We start from the raw sequence: 20,237 nt of genomic DNA, 5'->3' as shown, positions 1-20,237 counted from the left end.
CCGCGGTGAAGCGTTCGCGAGCAAGCTTCGCTCCTACAGGGAGCCGAGCAGGTCCGATCAGTAACGGTAAGCGTGCGGCTTGAACGGGCCTTCGACGGTCACGCCGATGTAGTCGGCCTGGGTCTTGGTCAGTTGAGTCACTACGCCGCCGAAACCGCGGACCATTTCCAGGGCCACTTCTTCGTCGAGTTTTTTCGGCAGTACTTCAACGGTCAGGCGCTCGGCTTTCTGCTCTGGCGACAGGTCGGCGTACTTCTGGCCGAACAGGAAGATCTGCGCCAGAACCTGGTTGGCGAACGAACCGTCCATGATGCGGCTTGGGTGACCGGTGGCGTTACCCAGGTTAACCAGGCGGCCTTCGGCCAGCAGGATCAGGTAGTCATCGTTCTGGGCGTCGAATGCGCCAGGGCCGGTACGGTGGATCTTGTGAACCTGTGGCTTCACTTCTTCCCATGCCCAGTTCTTGCGCATGAAAGCGGTGTCGATTTCGTTGTCGAAGTGGCCGATGTTGCAGACGACAGCACGCTTCTTCAGGGCCTTGAGCATGTTCGCATCGCAAACATTGACGTTGCCGGTGGTGGTCACGATCAGGTCGATCTTGCCCAGCAGCGCTTTGTCGATGCTTGCTTCAGTACCGTTGTTGATACCGTCGATGAACGGCGAAACCAGCTCGTAGCCGTCCATGCAGGCTTGCATGGCGCAGATCGGGTCGACTTCGGAAACTTTAACGATCATGCCTTCCTGACGCAGGGACTGGGCCGAACCCTTGCCCACGTCACCATAACCGATGACCAGCGCTTGCTTGCCGGACAGCAGGTGGTCGGTACCGCGCTTGATCGCGTCGTTCAGGCTGTGACGGCAGCCGTACTTGTTGTCGTTCTTGCTCTTGGTCACCGAGTCGTTGACGTTGATGGCCGGGATTTTCAGCTCGCCCTTGGCCAGCATGTCCAGCAGGCGGTGAACGCCGGTGGTGGTTTCTTCGGTGACGCCGTGGACGCGGTCCAGGATCGCCGGGTATTTCTTGTGCAGCAGCTCGGTCAGGTCGCCGCCGTCGTCGAGGATCATGTTGGCATCCCATGGTGCGCCATCTTTCAGGATGGTTTGCTCCAGGCACCACTCGTACTCTTGCTCAGTCTCGCCTTTCCAGGCGAACACCGGGATGCCGGCAGCGGCGATGGCGGCAGCGGCCTGGTCTTGAGTCGAGAAGATGTTGCAGGACGACCAACGCACTTCGGCACCCAGGGCAACCAGGGTTTCGATCAGCACGGCAGTCTGAATGGTCATGTGGATGCAGCCGAGGATCTTCGCGCCTTTGAGCGGTTGCTCACCGGCATACTTGCGGCGCAGACCCATCAGGGCTGGCATTTCGGATTCGGCGATGATGGTTTCGCGACGGCCCCAGGCAGCCAGGGACATGTCGGCGACTTTGTAATCGTTAAAATCTGCAGGCGTGATAACAGCGCTCATGATGAGCCTCCATTCGTAATGTATGCGAATGGGCGCCGTTGTGCGTTTAGTGTCTGGCCGTGGCCAGGCAACGCCCCATCCGAGCCTGACAGGTCGAACCTGCTGCAGCGCCCCTCGGACAGGTGGCGGGAAAACGGTATCAACTGGAGATGACCGTTTTGAAACGGTGGCGATTATAGCGGGCTATTCTTATCTTCCAAAGCGTTTCTGTTGATCAATGTCCGAACGGTAATCGAGGCCATAGGCGATGCTCAATAGAGCTCTGGCCCGGGCTCTGCCATGATGGCCGGCATCAATCGGCAAGACGGTCAGGAGTGAACATGAATTTCCACACCCGCAAATGGGTAAAACCCGAAGACCTCAACCCCAACGGCACGCTGTTCGGCGGCAGCCTGTTGCGCTGGCTCGACGAAGAAGCGGCAATCTACGCCATCGTCCAGCTGGGCAATCAGCGCGTGGTCACCAAGTACATTTCCGAAATCAACTTCGTCAGCGCCTCGCGCCAGGGCGACATCATCGAGCTGGGCATCACCGCCACCGAGTTCGGTCGCACCTCGATCACCCTCAAGTGCGAAGTGCGCAACAAAATCACCCGCAAAAGCATCCTGACGGTGGACAGGATTGTCTTCGTCAACCTGGGTGAAGACGGCTTGCCCGCACCTCATGGCCAGACCGAGATCAAGTACGTTAAGGACCAGTTCAAGGGTGATGGCATCGACGAATGAGATCGGCGGCGCGCCCTTCGCCGGCCCTGCAATGATGATTTAACAGGGTACTGAACAGCTCCGTACCCTGCGTGTCCTACCTACATCGCACGCCACCGGTTCCGGAGCTATATGGACACGCAAAAAGACGGCAAGACCCCGAACCTTTCGGCGCAAGAGAAAAAGGAAGTCGACAAGAGCCAGCCACCGCGCGCCGCGGTACTGCACGAAATCATCCGAACCCAGGGCGATATGGAGCTCGAGCGTAGCGTCGCCGCCTTATGGTGGTCGGCCCTCGCTGCCGGCCTGACCATGGGGCTATCCCTGATGGCCATGGGCCTGCTCAATTCCCGCCTGCCGGACGGCGAAGGCTTCAAGGTGATTGCCAGTTTCGGTTACTGCGCGGGTTTTCTGGCAGTGATTCTCGCCCGCCAGCAATTGTTCACCGAAAACACCCTGACGGCTGTGTTGCCGGTCATGACCAAACCTTCATTGAACAATTTCGGGCGATTGCTGCGTCTGTGGTCGGTGGTGCTGGTGGGCAACCTGTGCGGCACGATACTGGTGGCGTATGTGATGCTGCACCTGCCGATTTTCGACAGCAAGACCGACCTGGCCTTCCTCGATATCGGCCGCAAGATCATGGAGAACGACGCCAGTCAGATGTTCGCCAAGGGCATCGTGTCAGGCTGGATGATCGCAACCATGGTTTGGATGATCCCATCCATGGAGAGCGCCAAGATGTGGATCATCATCCTCATCACCTACCTGATGGCGCTGGGGGACTTCACCCACATCGTGGTCGGTTCGGCCGAGGTGTCGTATCTGGTGTTTGCCGGCGAGTTGCCGTGGAAGGACTTCTGGCTGATATTCGCCGGGCCGACCCTGGTGGGCAATATCGTCGGCGGCAGCTTTATCTTCGCGCTGATCAGCCACGCGCAGATTCGCAGTGAGAGCGGGCCGCCAAAGAAATCTGCAGATCAAGGCCAGGAGCCTGACCCGCAGAAGACCAGGAAGTAATCAGTGATGCCCGGCCTGTGCCACTGGTGCAGGCTCATCACGGGTGACATGTTTGACAGGCGCGACAGCAGGACCGGCTTACCGGCGAAAGCAGAGTCAGGCGCGATGTAATTATTCAGCCAGACACATTGACCGCAGTGACACCGCGACGTTGCAGATAAATAAAGAAAAGCGCCGCCAGCACCGTCAACCCGCTGACCAGCGCCCCGGTCCACGGCAAGTCCGCCAGATCCGCCCCGCTGGCGACAACCAACCCGCCAATCCATGCGCCCGCCGCATTACCCAGGTTGAATGCGCTCTGATTCAAGGTCGAACCCAGGTTCGGCGCCTCATGTGCTTCATCGATGATCAGCAGTTGCAGGATCGGGCACAGCGCAAACGCGAAAATCCCCCACAACACCAACGTGATCGCCGCCGGAATGACCGAATGGCTGGTCTGGCTGAAAGCCGCCAGGACCACGACTACCGCCAGCGCCATCCCCACCAGTGACGGCAACAAACGACTGTCCGCCAGCCGCCCGCCGAGCATGCTGCCCGCCGTCAGCCCGACCCCGAATAACAGCAGCATGATCGTCACCCCGTGAGGGCTGACGCCGGTGATGTCCTGAAGGATAGGGGCGATATAGGTAAACACGCTGAACAGGCTGGTCGACGCCAGCACACTCATGCCCAGCGCCAGCAACACGTTAACCTTGCCCAGCACTTTGAACTCACTGGCCAGGTTGGCCTTTTCCATCGTGATGTCTTTCGGCAGCCAGACCCACTGTGCGATCGCCGCGATCACGCCGATCACTGACACGGCCCAGAAGGTCGAACGCCAGCCGGCGTATTGTCCGAGCGCGGTGCCCAGCGGCACGCCGAGCACATTGGCCAGGGTCAGGCCGGTAAACATCATGGCAATCGCCTGGGCGCGTTTGTTCGGTGCCACCAAGCCGGCCGCGACGACCGAGCCGATGCCAAAGAAGGCGCCATGGCACAGCGCAGTGATCACGCGCGCGGCCATCAGCGTGGCGTAGTTCGGGGCCAGGGCGCAGAGGATGTTGCCCAGGATGAACATCAGCGTCATGCCCAGCAGCGTCGCTTTGCGCGGCATATTGGCGGTGCCGACCGCGAGGATCGGTGCGCCGAACACCACGCCCAGGGCATAGCCAGTGATCAGCAGGCCGGCTTGGGGAATGCTCACGGCAAGGTCCCGGGCGACATCGGGCAACAAGCCCATGATGACGAATTCAGTGGTGCCGATGCCGAACGCGGCAACAGCGAGGGCAAGCAAGGCGAGTGGCATGCACAAGGTCTCTGTGGGTAGTCTTGACGCTTTGATCAGGCATACGCATGCCGATGACCGTTCTCGACGAGAGCGGGCGGTGGCAGGAATTATTGGAATTAGTCTGTGCGCAACTGAGTGCGGCGTGGTCGCTTGCAGTATAAACAGCTGCGGACATATGGCGAATCAATTCTCTGCCCGGACCTTCCGGACCTTGTAGGAGCGAGCTTGCTCGCGAAGAACGTCAGGGCACCGCGTTTTAGCAGAAAACACGCGTTATCGTTGACGACCATCGCGAGCAAGCTCGCTCCTACAGGGGGGGTGCAGGGACAACAAAAGGAGTGTGCCGTGCTTGCAACGGTTTTGGTGTTGGTGGCGGCGCTGCTGCACGCGGCGTGGAATACCCTGATCAAATTCAGTGCCGAACGCCTGTTGGTGGTGGCCTGCATGGACAGTGTGGCGATGCTCTTCGTCGCGCTGATGCTGCCCTTCGTGGAATGGCCACCCCTTGAACTCTGGCCGTGGATCTTCGCGTCGGCGGCGTTCGAACTGCTCTATCGCTACCTGCTGATCCAGGCTTATCGGGTGGGCGACCTCGGGCTTGTCTATCCCTTGATGCGGGGTTTGTCGCCATTGGTGGTGCTGGCGTTGACGCTGATATTTGCCGGGGAGGTGCTGTCGAACCAGCAAATTTTCGGAATCCTTTTGATCCCGCTCGGCATGCTTTGTCTGCTATGGCAAGGCGGTGGCGGCGCACGGCTGCCATGGTCGATGCTGCCGGTGGTGGCGTTGATCGGCCTGTGCATCGGTTGCTACACCTTCATCGATGGCCAGGCTTTGCGGCGCTGGTCCCATCCACTGGACTACCTGGTCTGGGTGACTTTACTCAGCGCCTGGCCATTCCCATTGCTGGCGTTGGTGCGCAAGCGGCCGGCGTTCATGTTGTTCTGGCGGGAACAATGGCGACTGGGGTTGGCGGTCGGGTTCTGCGTATTGTTCAGCTACGCTCTGGTGCTGTGGGCGATGCAACTGGGCTCGATTGCCGAAGCGGCGGCGTTGCGCGAGATCAGTGTGATTCTGGTGGTGGTGTTCGGCATGCGTTACCTGAAAGAACCTTTTGGCGGGCCCCGGCTCTTAGCTTGTGGGCTGGTGTTGATCGGCATGCTGGTGATGAAATTTTGACTGGCTCACCGTCGACGAAAACATCGACGCACGAAACTTGAAGAAGGGATGGCTTTATGACGGTTGCTCTGTGGTGCATTTTGATCGCGTTTTTACTGCCTTACCTGTGCACTTACGTGGCCAAGATCAGTGGCGGGTTCAGGTTGAAAGACAACCATGATCCCCGGGATTTTCTCGATTCGTTAAATGGGTTGGGCCGGCGTGCCTATGCGGCGCAACTGAACGGTTTCGAAGTGACCCCGGCGTTTGCCGCGGCAGTGATCGTGGCGCATCTGGCGGGCAATGCCGAGTTGGTGACAATCGACGTGATGGCGGTGTTGTTCATCACCAGCCGGCTGCTGTACATAATTTGCTACCTGGTCGACTGGGCGATTTTGCGGTCGTTGGTGTGGTTGGTGGGGATGGGGTTGATTGTCGGGTTGTTTGTGGTGTCTGCCTGACGGATCTGCGGTGTTTGTTCTGGCCCCTTCGCGAGCAAGCCCGCTCCCACAGGAGATCTCCGGTGAACAAAGAATTTGTGCACTAAAGAGATCCACAAGCGGGCTTGCTCGCGAAAGCTATCTGACTGCCAAAGCATGGCTCACGGATTTTTCTTCGCATCGGCAACCTGCGGCACCTGTGGCAACGCCGCACCTTTAGGCCACAACATCCAGATCTGCCCCTGCTGCTTCATGTCGCCGGCCAACTGCCCGGCCGCCTCGCCAGTGCCCCAGAACAGATCCGCTCGCACTTCGCCGGCAATCGCACCGCCGGTGTCCTGAGCAGCCACCGGACGAACCAGGGCCGAACCGTCCGGTTTAGTGGTGGATAACCACAACAGGCTGCCCAGCGGAATCACCTTGCGATCCACTGCCGCGCTGTAGCCGGCGGTCAGGGGTACGTTCAGCGAGCCGCGAGGTCCTTCATTGCTGTCCGGGTTTTGGGTGAAGAACACGTAGCTCGGGTTGCTGCCGAGCAGTTCGGGAATGCGTGCCGGGTTGGCCTTGGCCCAATTGCTGATGGCGCCCATGGTCACGTCTTCTTTCTTCAGCTCGCCCTGTTCTACGAGCCAGCGACCGATAGGTCGATACGGATGGCCATTCTGGTCGGCATACGCAATGCGCAACTGGCGGCCGCTGTCGAGCTGAATGCGTCCCGAACCCTGGATCTGCAGGAATTGCAGGTTCATCGGATCGGTCAGCCAGGCTACGACGGGTGCCTTGACCCCTTTGGTCTCGATCGTTGCCGCATCGTCGTAGGGCTTGAGCACGCGACCTTCGAGCCGTCCTCGCAGACGTTTGCCCTTGAGTTCGGGGTAGATGCTGTCCAGGGAGACGATGATCATGTCTTCGGGTACGCCGTACACCGGGATATTCGCTACGTCGGTCTGGGTCAGGCTGCCCGGATAAACCGGTTCGTAGTAGCCGGTGATCAAGCCGTCAGGGTTGTCATTGGCTGCGCGCAGGCCATAGACGTCGAGGTTCTGCTTGAGGAACCCGCGAATCTCGCTGGCGGTTTGTGGCACGCTGGCGGCAGCGGCGCAGGTCGAGCCCCAGACCGGGTCGGCCTTGAGTCGGGTGCATGCGCTGCGCCACGAACCGAAGCCGGCCACCAGATCGGCGTCGGACACCGCGGGCAGTGCTTCCCACGTGGCGCTGGAGTAGGTCGCCAGGGCGTGGGTTTTCGGTTTGTCGGGTTCACCGCCGGTGCAGCCCGCCAGCACGGCCACCATTGGAAGGGTCCAGGTCAGGCGGTGACGCCATGACGTGTTACGGCTGTTCATGGAGTAATTCCTTTGCGGTTGCCTGAGTGCTAACTGCGCTCATGCAACCCGTATTGATAATAGGGCTATTGGTGTTTGCGGGTGACGCGAGGATACTGGCCGCCGTTTCCAGTGACCTGAAGCCACCATGACTTTTAAAAGACTTTCCATTGTATTGCTGGCCTGCCTGACCTTGTCCGCGTGCGGCGGTGTGGACCCCAATTCGCCGCTGGGCCAGCGCAAGGCGATCTTCAAGCAAATGCTCAAGACCAGTGAAGACCTTGGCGGCATGTTGCGTGGCCGTATTCCATTCGACGGCGGGCGATTCGCTGAGGGGGCGGTGAAACTGGATACCCTGTCTCGTGAGCCGTGGAAACATTTCCCCCAGGTGCGCGAAGAAGATCACACCAGCGCCAAGGATGATGTCTGGCAGCAGCAGGCACGCTTCCAGGAATTGGCCCGCAGCCTTGAAGCCGCCACTGGTGACCTGGTGGTTGCCAGCAAGGTTCAGCCCTACAAGGCCAGTAACCTGGGGCCGGCCGTGCAGAAAGTCGAAGATGCCTGCAGTGCTTGCCATAAAGAGTTTCGGGATCATTGATCTGATGGTGTTCATGACCGGGTCGATCGTTTCCCACTGTAGGAGCGAGCGATGCGGCGACCCGACTTGCCCGCGAAAGGAACGCCCCGGTCTGTCAGGTACACCGCGTTATCGTTCTTCGCGGGCAAGTCGGGTCGCCGCATCGCTCGCTCCTACAAGGGGTCACTTATCCAGTTCGTCGAGCGCTTCCTGCAACTCCTTGCGGGACTCTGCGAGTTTGTCTTTGCGTTTGTTGATTTTCTCTGCATCGCCCTTCTTCATCGCCTTGTCGAGGTCGGCCTGGCGCTGGCTGACTTCGTGCTTGGCGTCGAGCACCTTGTTCTCCCGCTCTTTCTTCAGGGAGGCATCGGTGCAGTTGGCGGTGACCTCGCTCAGAGCCGTTTCCAGGCCAGCCTGTTGATCGGCGTTGCCGCGGGATTTGGCCAGTTCGATCTGGTTGATGATGCCCTGCTTCTTGGCGGCGCATCCGGTCAGGCCCGGAGCTTCTTCGGCGGCCATCAGCGGAGCGGCCATCACACTGCATAGGGTCAACAGGGCGAGGTGTGAAAGAAGTTTCATAAAAGCTCCATGTGAAGGCAATCGGGTCGATGTGGCGATGGATCGTTTGAGCCCGCCGGCACCATTGGGTTCCGAGGTGGACGGGCATCAACGGCCCTGGAAACCGTCAATCCCCGCCATACGTAAAGTTTCACTCAAGGCCAGGACCTGCGGGTCGCGGAAAAATGCGCTCAATTGCGCTGCGCGTCCCGGACCGATATCGGTTTCGGCCTGCCATTGTTCAGTGTTGCGTTGCGCCAGTGCCTGCCATGAAGCGCCGAGGCGTGCCTGGCCGGTCGGCGGCATGCCCAGGGCTTTGAGCCAGCGGACGAACGGACGTTGCCGGGCGATGCTGAAACTGTTCAACAGACGAGCGCTGCTGCGCTCGCCGAAGCCGTCAATGTTAGCAAGCTCTTGGGCATCGAGGGTTAACCAATCCAGCAGTCCGTTCAGGTGGCCTGTTTCGAGAAGTTTCTCCCAAGTGCCGGTACCGACATGGGGCAAGGCCAGCCCCTGGTTACCACTCAGCCAGGCCAGGCGTGCAAGAAATTGACTTTCGCATCCCGGTGTCGGCTGCCAACAACTGAGCGGATGAAAGTCCGCTGCCCGCGGCACGTTCAATTCAGCGCGTTCGGTGCTGCGCAGGACGACACCATCGAGCCTGGGGATGGTCAGGCCCGCCAGGCTGATGGCGACCTGATCACCAGGCCGGATGTCCATCGCTTCCCAGCGTTGCAGGGAGCTCACACTGACTCGCTTGATCTGCCGGTCATCGAGCCTCAGCGGCGTCAATTCCAGCACCGGCGTGATGCGCCCGGTCCGGCCGATCTTGAAGTCGACCCTGCGCACCTCGGCCAGCGCCTGGGCAACGGGGTATTTCCAGGCGACGATCCAATAAGGTGCTTTGGCCTGCCAGCGTTCGGCGGCTGGGCGTTGGTCCTGGCGCAGCACGATGCCATCGCTGGCGAAGGGCAGGGGCGAGCGATACCAGTGATCGCGCCAGCGTTCGGCCTCGGCGAATGTCTTGATCGAGTGACTATAAGGCGCAGTGCTCGAGAACCCCAACTCATCCAGGGCTGCTATGCGTGCGGGCAAACTGGCCGGGCCTTGGGGCCAGTCCCAGACAAACAGGCCGATCCCGGCAGCTTGCTCGGCACTCAGCGTCTTGCGGGCCATCAAGCCGGCCACGGTGCCGCGGGCACTGAGGCTGCCGGCCTGCGCTTGAACGTGGTCGGTCACGCGCAAATAGAGTTCGCCTTGCACCAGCAGATCCAGTGGCTGTGACAGTTGCCGGGGGATGCTGGCAATCTGGCGCGCCGGGGTGGTCCAGTCCTGGCCAGTGAGCCCGTCGCCGCGACTGATCGCCTGAACCAACTGGCCTTTGCGGTAGATCAGTGTCACCGCCACACCGTCGACCTTGGGCTGAATCCAGACATTGCTTCGACCTTTGAGCCAGGTGTCGACAGCACGACCCTCATGGAGCTTTCCCAGGCCGGTGTGGGCGATGGGGTGAGCAACCGGGCCACCTGCCGTGCGCAAGGGTTCGGGGGAGGTGCCAGCAGAGAAGCATTCTTGCCATTCGCTCAGTCGCAAACGGGCTTGATCATAGAGTTCGTCGGCGACCAGGGAGCGGCCGGCGCGATGATAGCTGTCGTCCCAGAGGTCGATTTGTTTTTGCAGTGTGCTGATTTCGGCTTGGGCGCGAGTCGGCGGCCAGTCCGGGCATTCGGTGGCGTGGGTGGTCAGACTGAGAAAGCTCAGTATGAAACCGAGTAATGCACGCAGGGTGGGGAGCATCTAGAGCGTCCTTGCTCGTTGGGGATGTTCGAAGGTTAGTCAGTATTGGCTGGCGAGCAGGGTGGGTGTTTTGCCTGGTGTTTCTGTGGTGATCTGGCTGGCCTCTTCGCGAGCAAGCTCGCTCCCACAGTGGATCTGCGTCGTCCACGAATCCAGCGCTCACCTGGATCGGCTTACTCCGGGCGGCGTTCCGGCGAAAGCGGCGACACGATGTGAAGCGAAAGACAATAAAAAACCCCGCACGACGAACCGTGCGGGGCTTTTGTACTGCCAGGAAAGCCTTACAGACCGGCAGCCGAACGCAGGGCGTCGACGCGATCGGTTTTTTCCCAGGTGAAGGTGGTGAATGTATCGTCACCGACGGTCTTGGTGTCCGGGGTGCGACCGAAGTGGCCGTACGCAGCGGTTTCCTGGTACATCGGGTGCAGCAGGTCGAGCATGGTGGTGATTGCGTAGGGACGCAGGTCGAACACTTCGCGGACCAGGTTGATGATTTTCTCATCGCTGATCTTGCCGGTGCCGAAGGTGTTCAACGAGATCGACGTTGGCTGGGCCACACCGATGGCGTAGGAGACCTGGATCTCGCAACGCTCGGCCAGGCCGGCGGCGACGATGTTCTTGGCCACGTAACGACCGGCGTAGGCGGCCGAGCGGTCAACCTTCGATGGATCTTTACCGGAGAACGCGCCGCCACCGTGGCGAGCCATGCCGCCGTAGGTGTCGACGATGATCTTGCGCCCGGTCAGGCCGCAGTCGCCTACCGGGCCACCGATGATGAACTGGCCGGTCGGGTTGATGTGGAACTGGGTGTCCTTGTGCAGCAGTTCGGCAGGCAGCACGTGCTTGACGATCAGCTCCATCACGCCTTCGCGCAGGTCTTTGTACGACACTTCAGGGTTGTGCTGGGTCGACAGTACGACCGCGTCGATGCCCACCACCTTGCCGTTTTCGTAACGGCAGGTGACCTGGGACTTGGCGTCCGGACGCAACCACGGCAGCAGGCCGGATTTACGGGCTTCGGCCTGGCGCTGTACCAACTGGTGAGAGAAGGTGATCGGGGCTGGCATCAGCACGTCGGTTTCGTTGCTGGCGTAGCCGAACATCAGGCCCTGGTCACCGGCGCCCTGATCTTCAGGCTTGGCCCGGTCGACGCCCTGGTTGATGTCGGGAGACTGCTTGCCGATGATGTTCATCACGCCGCAGGTCGCACCGTCGAACCCGACGTCGGAGCTGGTGTAGCCGATGTCGGTGATGACGTCACGAACGATCTGCTCCAGGTCAACCCAGGCCGAGGTGGTGACTTCACCGGCAATGATTGCAACGCCGGTTTTCACCAGGGTTTCGCACGCCACGCGGGCGAACTTGTCTTCAGCAATGATGGCGTCCAGCACTGCATCGGAAATCTGGTCGGCGATTTTGTCCGGATGCCCTTCAGACACGGACTCGGAGGTGAAGAGGGAGTATTCGCTCATCTCGATTTTTTCCTGAATTTACCGATGGTGAGTGTCGCCAGTCGGTCGCTGAAAATGGCGGACCTGAATCTGGAAACCATTACGTAAGCCTACATAGAGACTTTCCCCGGGAACGAGTCCCGCGGCGGTGGCCCAACGGGCGAGATCGTCCTGTTCAAACCCCAACCAGAGATCACCGCAGGCCTCCCTGGCCCAACTCTGGTTGTGGCTACATAACTCTGTGACTAACAGGCTGCCGCCCGGGTGCAGCAGGCCGGCCATGTGCTTGAGCGCATCGGCCGGCGCGGCAAAGTGGTGCAGCACCATGTTCAGTACGACGCAATCGGCCTTGAGGCTCACACCGTTCAATGCATCGGCCAGTTGCAGGCTGACGTTAGGCAGGGACTCGCGTTCGCAGACCTGGCGCGCCAGTTCGAGCATGGCCGGGCTGTTGTCCAGCGCCGTGACCTGGGTGAAGCGGCGCGCCAGCTCCGGCAGAAAGGCGCCGTCGCCGGGGCCGACTTCAATGGCGGTGGCGCCTGGGTTGAAACTCAGCTTGTCGAGCAATGCCACCACGCTTTCGCGGTATTGCGACAGGCCGGCGATCAAGTCTTGCTGGGCACGAAACTTCTCCGCCACCCGTGAGAAAAAGTCCTGGCTGGCCGCGGCTCGTTGTCCATGGACCTGAGCGATGCGCGACTGCACGTCAGCAGGCAAGCTCAGGCTATCCACTTCTTCCAGCAGCGCGGCATGCAGCTTGCCACCCGGCAGATCGGTGTGGGGCAGGGCGCGGCGGTAAAAAATCGCATTGCCTTCACGGCGGGTGGCCACCAGGTCGGCCTGGGCCAGTACCTTGAGATGATGACTCATGCCCGACTGGCCGATGCCGAAGATTTGCGCCAGTTCCAACACGCCGAACGAGTCGTTGGCCAGCGCGCGCAATACTGTCAGGCGCAGAGGATCGCCACCGGCCTTGCACAGGGCCGACAGCCCATCGCAAGGGTCATGACGAATGGAGCGCGCGCGTAAATTCATAGGGCCAGCAGTCTAGTGACGCTCAGAATGCATCGCAAGGGCAATATCAAAAAGTTTTGATATTGAACGATAGATGGCACTTCTCAGGGCCGGATTCAGTCAACAGACGAATTGCGGAAAGGTTTCATCAGTCGAATACAGGGTTATCCATTGGAAAAACCTCTTCAGATGATTATCTGTCATTGCCCCGAGGCCGGTGGGTGAGGGAAAATGCTCGCCTTTTTTCCGTTTCGTTTTATTCATTCTCGATTCAGAACCCGCAGGAGAACAGCGATGCCTAGCCGTCGTGAGCGTGCCAACGCCATTCGTGCCCTCAGCATGGATGCCGTGCAAAAAGCCAACAGCGGCCATCCCGGTGCCCCTATGGGTATGGCGGATATCGCCGAAGTGCTTTGGCGCGACTACCTCAAGCACAACCCGAGCAATCCTTCGTTCGCCGACCGTGACCGCTTCGTGCTGTCCAACGGTCACGGCTCGATGTTGATTTATTCGCTGCTGCACCTGACCGGCTACGACCTGTCGATCGATGACCTGAAAAACTTCCGCCAGCTGCACAGTCGCACCCCGGGTCACCCGGAATTCGGCTACACCCCTGGCGTGGAAACCACCACCGGTCCACTGGGCCAGGGCCTGGCCAATGCCGTGGGTTTCGCCCTGGCAGAAAAAGTCCTGGCGGCGCAGTTCAACCGTCCAGGCCACAACGTTGTCGATCACCACACCTACGTGTTCCTCGGCGATGGCTGCATGATGGAAGGCATTTCCCACGAGGTCGGCTCGCTTGCCGGTACCTTGGGCCTGGGCAAGCTGATCGCCTTCTACGATGACAACGGCATCTCCATCGACGGCGAAGTCGAAGGCTGGTTCACCGACGACACGCCCAAGCGTTTCGAAGCCTACAACTGGCAGGTGATTCGCAACGTCGACGGTCACGACCCGGAAGAAATCAAGACCGCGATCGAGACCGCGCGCAAAAGCGAGCAACCGACCCTGATCTGCTGCAAGACCACCATCGGTTTCGGTTCGCCGAACAAGCAAGGCAAGGAAGACTGCCACGGTGCCCCTCTGGGTGACGCGGAAATCGCCCTGACCCGCACTGCGCTGAACTGGAACCACGGTCCGTTCGAAATCCCGGCCGATATCTACGCCGAGTGGGACGCCAGGGAAACCGGTCGCGCGGCGGAAGCCGAGTGGGATCAACGTTTCGCGGACTACTCCGCTGCCTTCCCTGAACTGGCCAACGAGCTGGTTCGTCGTCTGAGCGGCGATCTGCCGGCTGACTTCTCCGAGAAGGCCGATGCCTACATCGCTGAAGTGGCGGCCAAGGGCGAAACCATCGCCAGCCGTAAAGCCAGCCAGAACGCCCTGAATGCCTATGGCCCGCTGTTGCCGGAGCTGCTGGGCGGTTCGGCTGACCTGGCCGGTTCCAACCTGACCCTGTGGAAAGGTTGCAAAGGTGTCACGGCTGAAGATGCCAGCGGCAACTACATGTACTACGGCGTTCGCGAATTCGGCATGAGCGCGATCATGAACGGCGTGACCCTGCACGGCGGCCTGGTGCCGTACGGCGCGACCTTCCTGATGTTCATGGAATATGCGCGCAACGCGGTACGCATGGCTTCGCTGATGAAGAAGCGCGTGGTGTTCGTCTACACCCACGACTCCATCGGCCTGGGCGAAGACGGCCCGACTCACCAGCCGATCGAGCAACTGACCAGCCTGCGCAGCACGCCGAACCTCGACACCTGGCGTCCAGCCGATGCCGTTGAATCAGCGGTGTGCTGGAAAATGGCTCTGGAACGCAAGGACGGCCCTTCGGCGCTGATTTTCTCGCGTCAGAACCTGCAGCACCAAACCCGCAATGCGTTCCAGATCGCCGACATCGCCCGTGGCGGTTACGTGTTGAAGGACTGCGACGGCGAGCCTGAGCTGATCCTGATCTCTACCGGTTCCGAAGTCGGCCTGGCGGTTCAGGCTTACGACAAGCTGACCGAACAGGGTCGCAAAGTGCGTGTTGTTTCGATGCCTTGCACCAGCGTGTTCGATGCTCAGGATGCCGACTACAAGCAAGCGGTTCTGCCGTTGCAGGTCAGCGCCCGTATCGCCATCGAAGCCGCCCATGCGGACTACTGGTACAAGTACGTGGGCCTGGAAGGCCGCGTGATCGGCATGACCACCTACGGCGAGTCGGCGCCTGCGCCAGCCTTGTTCGAAGAGTTTGGCTTTACCCTGGAAAACATCCTGGGTCAGGCTGAAGAGCTGCTGGAAGACTAAATCCGACAGTTGCGTTGTCCGGGCTGACGTCTTCGCGGGCAAGCCTCGCTCCTACAAGGATTGCGTTGTTTTTCAAAACAACCGAAAACCTGTAGGAGCGAGGCTTGCCCGCGAAGGCAATTGAACATTCAACGCAGAACTGACGGATTCACCACGGTAATCGAGAACCCCATGCCTCAACCGCGTCCCTACAAAGTTGCACTCAACGGCTACGGCCGGATTGGTCGTTGCGTCTTGCGCGCTTTGTTCGAGCGAGGGGCAAAGGCCGGGTTTGAAATTGTCGCGATCAACGATCTGGCCGACATGGCCAGCATCGAATACCTGACACGCTTCGACTCCACCCACGGGCGTTTTCCCGGCGAAGTGAGGGTTGAAGGCGATTGTCTGCATATTAATGGCGACTGCGTGAAGGTCCTGCGCAGTGCCACCCCCGAAGGCATCGATTGGGCGTCGCTGGGCGTCGATCTGGTGCTGGAGTGCTCCGGCGCTTACCACACCCGTGAAGATGGCCAGCGTTTCCTTGATGCCGGCGCGCCGCGGGTACTGTTTTCCCAGCCGATGGCCAGCGAGGCGGATGTCGACGCCACCATCGTCTATGGGGTGAACCAGGATTGCCTGACCGGCGACGAGCTGCTGGTATCCAACGCCTCCTGCACCACCAACTGCGGCGTGCCGCTGTTGCGCCTGCTGGATCAGGCCATTGGTCTGGAATACGTCTCGATCACCACCATCCATTCGGCAATGAACGATCAACCGGTCATTGACGCCTATCACCACGAAGACCTGCGCCGCACCCGATCGGCGTTCCAGTCGGTGATTCCGGTGTCCACTGGTCTGGCGCGTGGCATCGAACGCCTGTTGCCGGAACTTGCCGGGCGAATTCAGGCCAAAGCCGTGCGGGTGCCGACGGTTAACGTGTCTTGCCTCGACATTACGATGCAGACCGTGAGCGATACCGACGCCACCGAGGTCAACCGGATTCTGCGCGAGGCCGCCACCCATGGCCCGCTCAAAGGCCTTCTGGCCTACACCGAGTTGCCTCACGCAAGCTGTGATTTCAATCATGACCCACATTCGGCCATCGTCGATGCCAGTCAGACCCGAGTTTCCGGCCCGCGGCTGGTGAACATCCTGGCCTGGTTCGACAACGAATGGGGTTTTGCCAATCGAATGCTGGATGTTGCAGAACACTATCTGCAAGCAGCTATTTCCAAAAAACAGTAACTCAGGAATGCGACCCATGACCGTGTTGAAGATGACCGACCTCGATCTGCAAGGTAAGCGCGTACTGATTCGCGAAGACCTCAACGTCCCAGTCAAGGACGGTGTTGTCACCAGCGATGCGCGAATCCTGGCTTCGCTGCCGACCATCAAGCTGGCCCTGGAAAAAGGCGCGGCCGTGATGGTCTGCTCGCACCTTGGCCGTCCGACCGAAGGCGAGTTCTCGGCCGAGAACAGCCTCAAGCCAGTGGCTGACTACCTGAGCAAGGCGCTGGGCCGCGAAGTGCCGCTGGTGTCCGATTACCTGGGCGGCGTCGACGTGAAAGCCGGCGACATCGTGCTGTTTGAAAACGTGCGCTTCAACAAGGGCGAGAAAAAGAACGCTGACGAACTGGCCAAGCAATACGCGGCCCTGTGCGACGTGTTTGTGATGGACGCCTTCGGCACCGCTCACCGCGCCGAGGGTTCGACCCATGGCGTGGCCAAGTTCGCCAAAGTCGCCGCTGCCGGCCCGCTGCTGGCCGCCGAACTGGATGCTCTGGGCAAGGCCCTTGGCGCCCCCGCGCAGCCAATGGCCGCTATCGTTGCCGGCTCCAAGGTTTCGACCAAACTCGACGTGCTCAACAGCCTGAGCCAGATCTGCAACCAGCTGATCGTCGGCGGCGGCATTGCCAACACCTTCCTTGCTGCGGCCGGTCACCCGGTGGGCAAGTCCCTGTACGAGCCGGACCTGCTGGACACCGCTCGCGAAATCGCCGCCAAGGTCAGCGTTCCGCTGCCGGTGGACGTGGTGGTCGCCAAGGAATTCGCTGAAAGCGCGACCGCTACCGTCAAGCTGATTGCCGACGTGGCCGCAGACGACATGATCCTGGACATCGGGCCGCAGACCGCGGCGAATTTCGCCGAGCTGCTGAAGTCATCCAAGACCATCCTGTGGAACGGTCCGGTGGGCGTGTTCGAATTCGACCAGTTCGGTAATGGCACCAAAGTGCTGGCCCAGGCCATCGCTGAAAGTTCGGCGTTCTCCATCGCCGGCGGCGGTGACACTCTGGCAGCCATCGATAAATATGGCGTTGCCGATCAAATCTCCTACATTTCTACCGGCGGCGGCGCGTTCCTCGAATTCGTCGAAGGCAAGGTGCTGCCGGCCGTTGAAGTGCTTGAAAGCCGGGCCAAGGCCTGAGGCTGCCCATTTGACCAGGCAAGGGAGTGTTCACATGGTCAAGACGTTAGCGCTGTTGATCGCGGCGGGTGTGCTGGCGGCTTGCGGTAGTAACCCGAAAGCTCCGCCGGTGCACGAGACGTCTGAACAGGACAAAGGCTGCTACCAGGCCGACTGGCAGGCTGAAACCAACCCGGTGATCAACAAGCGTTCCGGGCCTGATGGCCTGGAAAAATACGAGACCCAGACCCCGGCCAAGGAACATGGTTGCCCTTGACGGGTCTGACACTTTACTCAGGGCTGGCGGCGTGCGCCGTCAGTCGAGGAACATGGATGAAAGGTTTTATCGCCATTACGGCGCTGGCTCTGCTGGCAGGTTGCTCCAGTCTGAACCTGTTCAAGCCTGCCGAATCGACGGACAGCTGGACCACCTGGACCTGCGACAGCCAGGCCAAGGTGCTTTGGCGCTATACCGATGCCGCTCGCAAGGACGTCGACGTTCGCCTGGGTGGTACCGATAAGGTCTACCCTTTGAAGCTTGAACCGGGCGCCGAAGGTTCGCTGTACAGCAACGACGTACTGGCATTTCACATAAAAGGTGAGGAAGGCCTGGCTTACTGGGTTGCCACCAATGATTTGATCGGCCGCGGTTGCAAGGCCGAGTAATTGATGGATTGCGTTAAACCTGTAGGAGCGAAGCTTGCTCGCGAAGAGGTCATCACATTCAACACATGTGTTGGCAGTTCGACCGCTTTCGCGAGCAAGCTTCGCTCCTACAGGAAATCGAATACCGAATTCGCAGCCCGGACCAACCCCCGATCTGCAATAACTTGAATAGCCGCCGTCGCTACGGCAGGCTGACACGATTAACGACCCTAAACCGGGAGAGACACACACAATGGCACTTATCAGCATGCGCCAGATGCTGGACCACGCAGCCGAATTCGGCTACGGCGTTCCAGCCTTCAACGTCAACAACCTTGAGCAGATGCGCGCGATCATGGAAGCCGCTGACAAGACTGACTCCCCGGTGATCGTCCAGGCTTCGGCCGGTGCTCGCAAATATGCCGGCGCACCGTTCCTGCGTCACCTGATCCTGGCGGCAATCGAAGAATTCCCGCACATCCCGGTGTGCATGCACCAGGACCACGGCACCAGCCCTGACGTGTGCCAGCGCTCCATCCAACTGGGCTTCAGCTCGGTGATGATGGACGGTTCCCTGGGTGAAGACGGCAAGACCCCGACCGACTACGACTACAACATCCGCGTCACCCAACAAACCGTAGCCCTGGCTCACGCCTGTGGCGTATCGGTAGAAGGCGAGCTGGGTTGCCTGGGTTCGCTGGAAACCGGCATGGCCGGTGAAGAAGACGGCATCGGCGCCGAAGGCGTTCTGGATCACAGCCAGATGCTGACCGACCCGGAAGAAGCCGCTGACTTCGTCAAGCGCACGCAGGTCGACGCCCTGGCCATCGCCATCGGCACCAGCCACGGCGCTTACAAGTTCACCAAGCCACCTACCGGCGACGTGTTGGCGATCGACCGTATCAAGGAAATCCACAAGCGCATCCCGAACACTCACCTGGTGATGCACGGTTCGTCTTCGGTGCCGCAAGACTGGCTGGCGATCATCAACCAGTACGGTGGCGACATCAAGGAAACCTACGGCGTGCCGGTAGAAGAAATCGTCGAAGGCATCAAGCACGGCGTGCGCAAGGTCAACATCGACACCGACCTGCGCCTGGCGTCCACCGGTGCGATGCGTCGCCTGATGGCCACCAACCCGAGCGAGTTCGACCCACGCAAGTTCTTCGGCGCGACCGTGACTGCGATGCGTGATGTGTGCATCGCTCGTTATGAAGCCTTTGGTACGGCTGGTAACGCTTCGAAGATCAAGCCGATCTCGCTGGAAGCGATGTATCAGCGTTACCTGAAGGGTGAGTTGAACGCTAAGGTCAACTAAGCCTCCAGCGTTTGATTGACATTAAACCCGCCGAGAGGCGGGTTTTTTATGAGGGGGATGTTACCCGGTCACGATTCAGTTATTTATCGTGATCAATATCAAGCTTGGTAAACGTCACCTCCCCGCCTTCGCTGGTGTATCCGGTGTGGTCCTGCACATACACCCCGGCCTTGAAGTACAGCGGCTTGACGCTCCAGGTCTTGCTGATGTCGGTGTCCCACTTGTAGCCCGCCGCACTGATGCCCAGTGCGCCGTGGGGGCTCAGGTGAATCATGTAGGCAAATTGCTGATTCAGCTTCACGCCGGTGGCGATGGTGATCACCCGGCTGTCGCCGTCATCGGGGCGCATGCGTACTTTGGCGACAATGTTGCCTGTCTGCGTCTCGGTCTTGTACTGGTACTCGACCTTCACCATGGGCTTCTGGCTTTTGTAAGCGTGAATCTGGCCGATGACGATCTTGCCGGAACTGGGCACCTGGTTGATCGCCAGCGTGGCACGCAAGGAGTTATCGGCGTCCGGATACAGCCAATTGCGCAGCTCTCCATTGCTATAGGTTTCGCGCAACTCGGTGCGAGGATATGAGGCGTTTTCAGTGCGAGTACCCGTCACTGGCGTCCAGAAAAAAAGCGTGCCGGAGTCGGAGTTGAAGTATTTATCCTTGAAGCCGTTCACCAGTTTGGGCGTGTCGACGGTGTACGGCGGATTGCCGACGGGAACACTCAAGTTCCAGGTTGCGAGATCGATCATAGTCAAAAAGCTTCCACGATTTTTTGCTGCACGCACGTGCCAGATGCTCTAGCACACGCCTTGGAGGGCGGTCTTT

Annotated in this window: 19 protein-coding genes and 1 riboswitch; of the genes, 11 read left to right on the top strand and 8 right to left on the bottom strand. The window is 60.0% G+C overall.

Annotated features, from left to right (window positions below):
• Positions 1 to 57 precede the first annotated feature (57 nt).
• Positions 58 to 1,467, bottom strand: coding sequence for an adenosylhomocysteinase (ahcY, locus tag PMA3_RS28275; RefSeq protein ID WP_064680219.1), 1,410 nt, complete (start codon positions 1,465 to 1,467; stop codon positions 58 to 60).
• A gap of 23 nt (positions 1,468 to 1,490) precedes the next feature.
• Positions 1,491 to 1,589: riboswitch (S-adenosyl-L-homocysteine riboswitch) on the bottom strand.
• 198 nt (positions 1,590 to 1,787) lie between these two features.
• Between ahcY and PMA3_RS28270 the strand changes: the two genes are divergently transcribed.
• Entirely contained in the window at positions 1,788 to 2,192 is a 405-nt protein-coding gene (locus tag PMA3_RS28270; RefSeq protein WP_064680218.1) for an acyl-CoA thioesterase, read from the top strand.
• Between the two features lie 111 nt (positions 2,193 to 2,303).
• Entirely contained in the window at positions 2,304 to 3,191 is an 888-nt protein-coding gene (locus PMA3_RS28265; protein ID WP_064680217.1) for a formate/nitrite transporter family protein, read from the top strand.
• Between the two features lie 115 nt (positions 3,192 to 3,306).
• Here the strand turns inward: PMA3_RS28265 and PMA3_RS28260 are convergent, their stop codons facing one another.
• Positions 3,307 to 4,476 carry an MFS transporter gene (locus PMA3_RS28260; protein ID WP_064680216.1) on the bottom strand — a complete coding sequence of 390 codons (1,170 nt, stop codon included), beginning with the start codon at positions 4,474 to 4,476 and terminating at the stop codon, positions 3,307 to 3,309.
• A 327-nt stretch (positions 4,477 to 4,803) separates the two neighbouring features.
• Here PMA3_RS28260 and PMA3_RS28255 point away from each other — a divergent pair, with 327 nt between their 5' ends.
• Both PMA3_RS28255 and PMA3_RS28250 read left to right on the top strand, forming a co-directional pair.
• The gene (locus PMA3_RS28255; protein WP_064680215.1) at positions 4,804 to 5,637 is read left to right on the top strand and encodes an EamA family transporter; all 834 of its coding nucleotides are present in this window, start codon (positions 4,804 to 4,806) and stop codon (positions 5,635 to 5,637) included.
• A gap of 56 nt (positions 5,638 to 5,693) precedes the next feature.
• Entirely contained in the window at positions 5,694 to 6,077 is a 384-nt protein-coding gene (locus PMA3_RS28250; RefSeq protein WP_064680214.1) for an MAPEG family protein, read from the top strand.
• A gap of 140 nt (positions 6,078 to 6,217) precedes the next feature.
• On the opposite strand, the gene mltA is transcribed toward PMA3_RS28250, so the two are convergent.
• The gene (gene mltA / locus PMA3_RS28245) at positions 6,218 to 7,399 is read right to left on the bottom strand and encodes a murein transglycosylase A (RefSeq protein ID WP_064680213.1); all 1,182 of its coding nucleotides are present in this window, start codon (positions 7,397 to 7,399) and stop codon (positions 6,218 to 6,220) included.
• A 127-nt stretch (positions 7,400 to 7,526) separates the two neighbouring features.
• On the opposite strand from mltA, the gene PMA3_RS28240 reads away from it, so the two are divergent.
• Positions 7,527 to 7,976: a c-type cytochrome gene (locus tag PMA3_RS28240; protein ID WP_064680212.1), complete on the top strand. Its 450-nt coding sequence runs from the start codon at positions 7,527 to 7,529 to the stop codon at positions 7,974 to 7,976.
• Positions 7,977 to 8,138: 162 nt separating this feature from the next.
• Here the strand turns inward: PMA3_RS28240 and PMA3_RS28235 are convergent, their stop codons facing one another.
• The 4 genes from PMA3_RS28235 to PMA3_RS28220 all read right to left on the bottom strand — a co-directional run bounded on the left by PMA3_RS28235 (position 8,139) and on the right by PMA3_RS28220 (position 12,796).
• Complete coding sequence (locus PMA3_RS28235; RefSeq protein ID WP_064680211.1) at positions 8,139 to 8,534, bottom strand: DUF1090 domain-containing protein; 396 nt, start codon at positions 8,532 to 8,534, stop codon at positions 8,139 to 8,141.
• A gap of 87 nt (positions 8,535 to 8,621) precedes the next feature.
• Positions 8,622 to 10,310 (bottom strand): NAD-dependent DNA ligase LigB, encoded by a 1,689-nt coding sequence (gene ligB, locus PMA3_RS28230; protein WP_064680210.1) that lies wholly within the window; start codon positions 10,308 to 10,310, stop codon positions 8,622 to 8,624.
• Positions 10,311 to 10,591: 281 nt separating this feature from the next.
• The gene (gene metK / locus PMA3_RS28225; protein ID WP_064680209.1) at positions 10,592 to 11,782 is read right to left on the bottom strand and encodes a methionine adenosyltransferase; all 1,191 of its coding nucleotides are present in this window, start codon (positions 11,780 to 11,782) and stop codon (positions 10,592 to 10,594) included.
• 18 nt (positions 11,783 to 11,800) lie between these two features.
• Positions 11,801 to 12,796, bottom strand: coding sequence for an ArsR/SmtB family transcription factor (locus PMA3_RS28220; protein ID WP_064680208.1), 996 nt, complete (start codon positions 12,794 to 12,796; stop codon positions 11,801 to 11,803).
• Positions 12,797 to 13,069: 273 nt separating this feature from the next.
• Between PMA3_RS28220 and tkt the strand changes: the two genes are divergently transcribed.
• The 6 genes from tkt (at position 13,070) to fba (ending at position 19,413) form a co-directional block, all read left to right on the top strand.
• Positions 13,070 to 15,067, top strand: coding sequence for a transketolase (gene tkt / locus PMA3_RS28215; RefSeq protein ID WP_064680207.1), 1,998 nt, complete (start codon positions 13,070 to 13,072; stop codon positions 15,065 to 15,067).
• Positions 15,068 to 15,238: 171 nt separating this feature from the next.
• Positions 15,239 to 16,291: an erythrose-4-phosphate dehydrogenase gene (epd, locus tag PMA3_RS28210; protein ID WP_064680206.1), complete on the top strand. Its 1,053-nt coding sequence runs from the start codon at positions 15,239 to 15,241 to the stop codon at positions 16,289 to 16,291.
• Positions 16,292 to 16,307: 16 nt separating this feature from the next.
• On the top strand, positions 16,308 to 17,471 hold the full coding sequence (locus PMA3_RS28205; RefSeq protein WP_052965040.1) for a phosphoglycerate kinase: 1,164 nt from the start codon (positions 16,308 to 16,310) through the stop codon (positions 17,469 to 17,471).
• 34 nt (positions 17,472 to 17,505) lie between these two features.
• Complete coding sequence (locus PMA3_RS28200; RefSeq protein WP_064680205.1) at positions 17,506 to 17,727, top strand: hypothetical protein; 222 nt, start codon at positions 17,506 to 17,508, stop codon at positions 17,725 to 17,727.
• Positions 17,728 to 17,783: 56 nt separating this feature from the next.
• Entirely contained in the window at positions 17,784 to 18,116 is a 333-nt protein-coding gene (locus PMA3_RS28195) for an MliC family protein (protein WP_064680204.1), read from the top strand.
• 232 nt (positions 18,117 to 18,348) lie between these two features.
• Positions 18,349 to 19,413, top strand: coding sequence for a class II fructose-bisphosphate aldolase (gene fba / locus PMA3_RS28190; protein WP_046045276.1), 1,065 nt, complete (start codon positions 18,349 to 18,351; stop codon positions 19,411 to 19,413).
• 79 nt (positions 19,414 to 19,492) lie between these two features.
• Here the strand turns inward: fba and PMA3_RS28185 are convergent, their stop codons facing one another.
• Entirely contained in the window at positions 19,493 to 20,161 is a 669-nt protein-coding gene (locus tag PMA3_RS28185) for a polysaccharide lyase family 7 protein (RefSeq protein WP_064680203.1), read from the bottom strand.
• Positions 20,162 to 20,237: the final 76 nt, after the last annotated feature.

Origin of the sequence: Pseudomonas silesiensis (genome assembly GCF_001661075.1) — a bacterium.
Classification (GTDB): domain Bacteria; phylum Pseudomonadota; class Gammaproteobacteria; order Pseudomonadales; family Pseudomonadaceae; genus Aquipseudomonas; species Aquipseudomonas silesiensis.
This window is presented reverse-complemented; position numbering and strand designations above follow the sequence as displayed.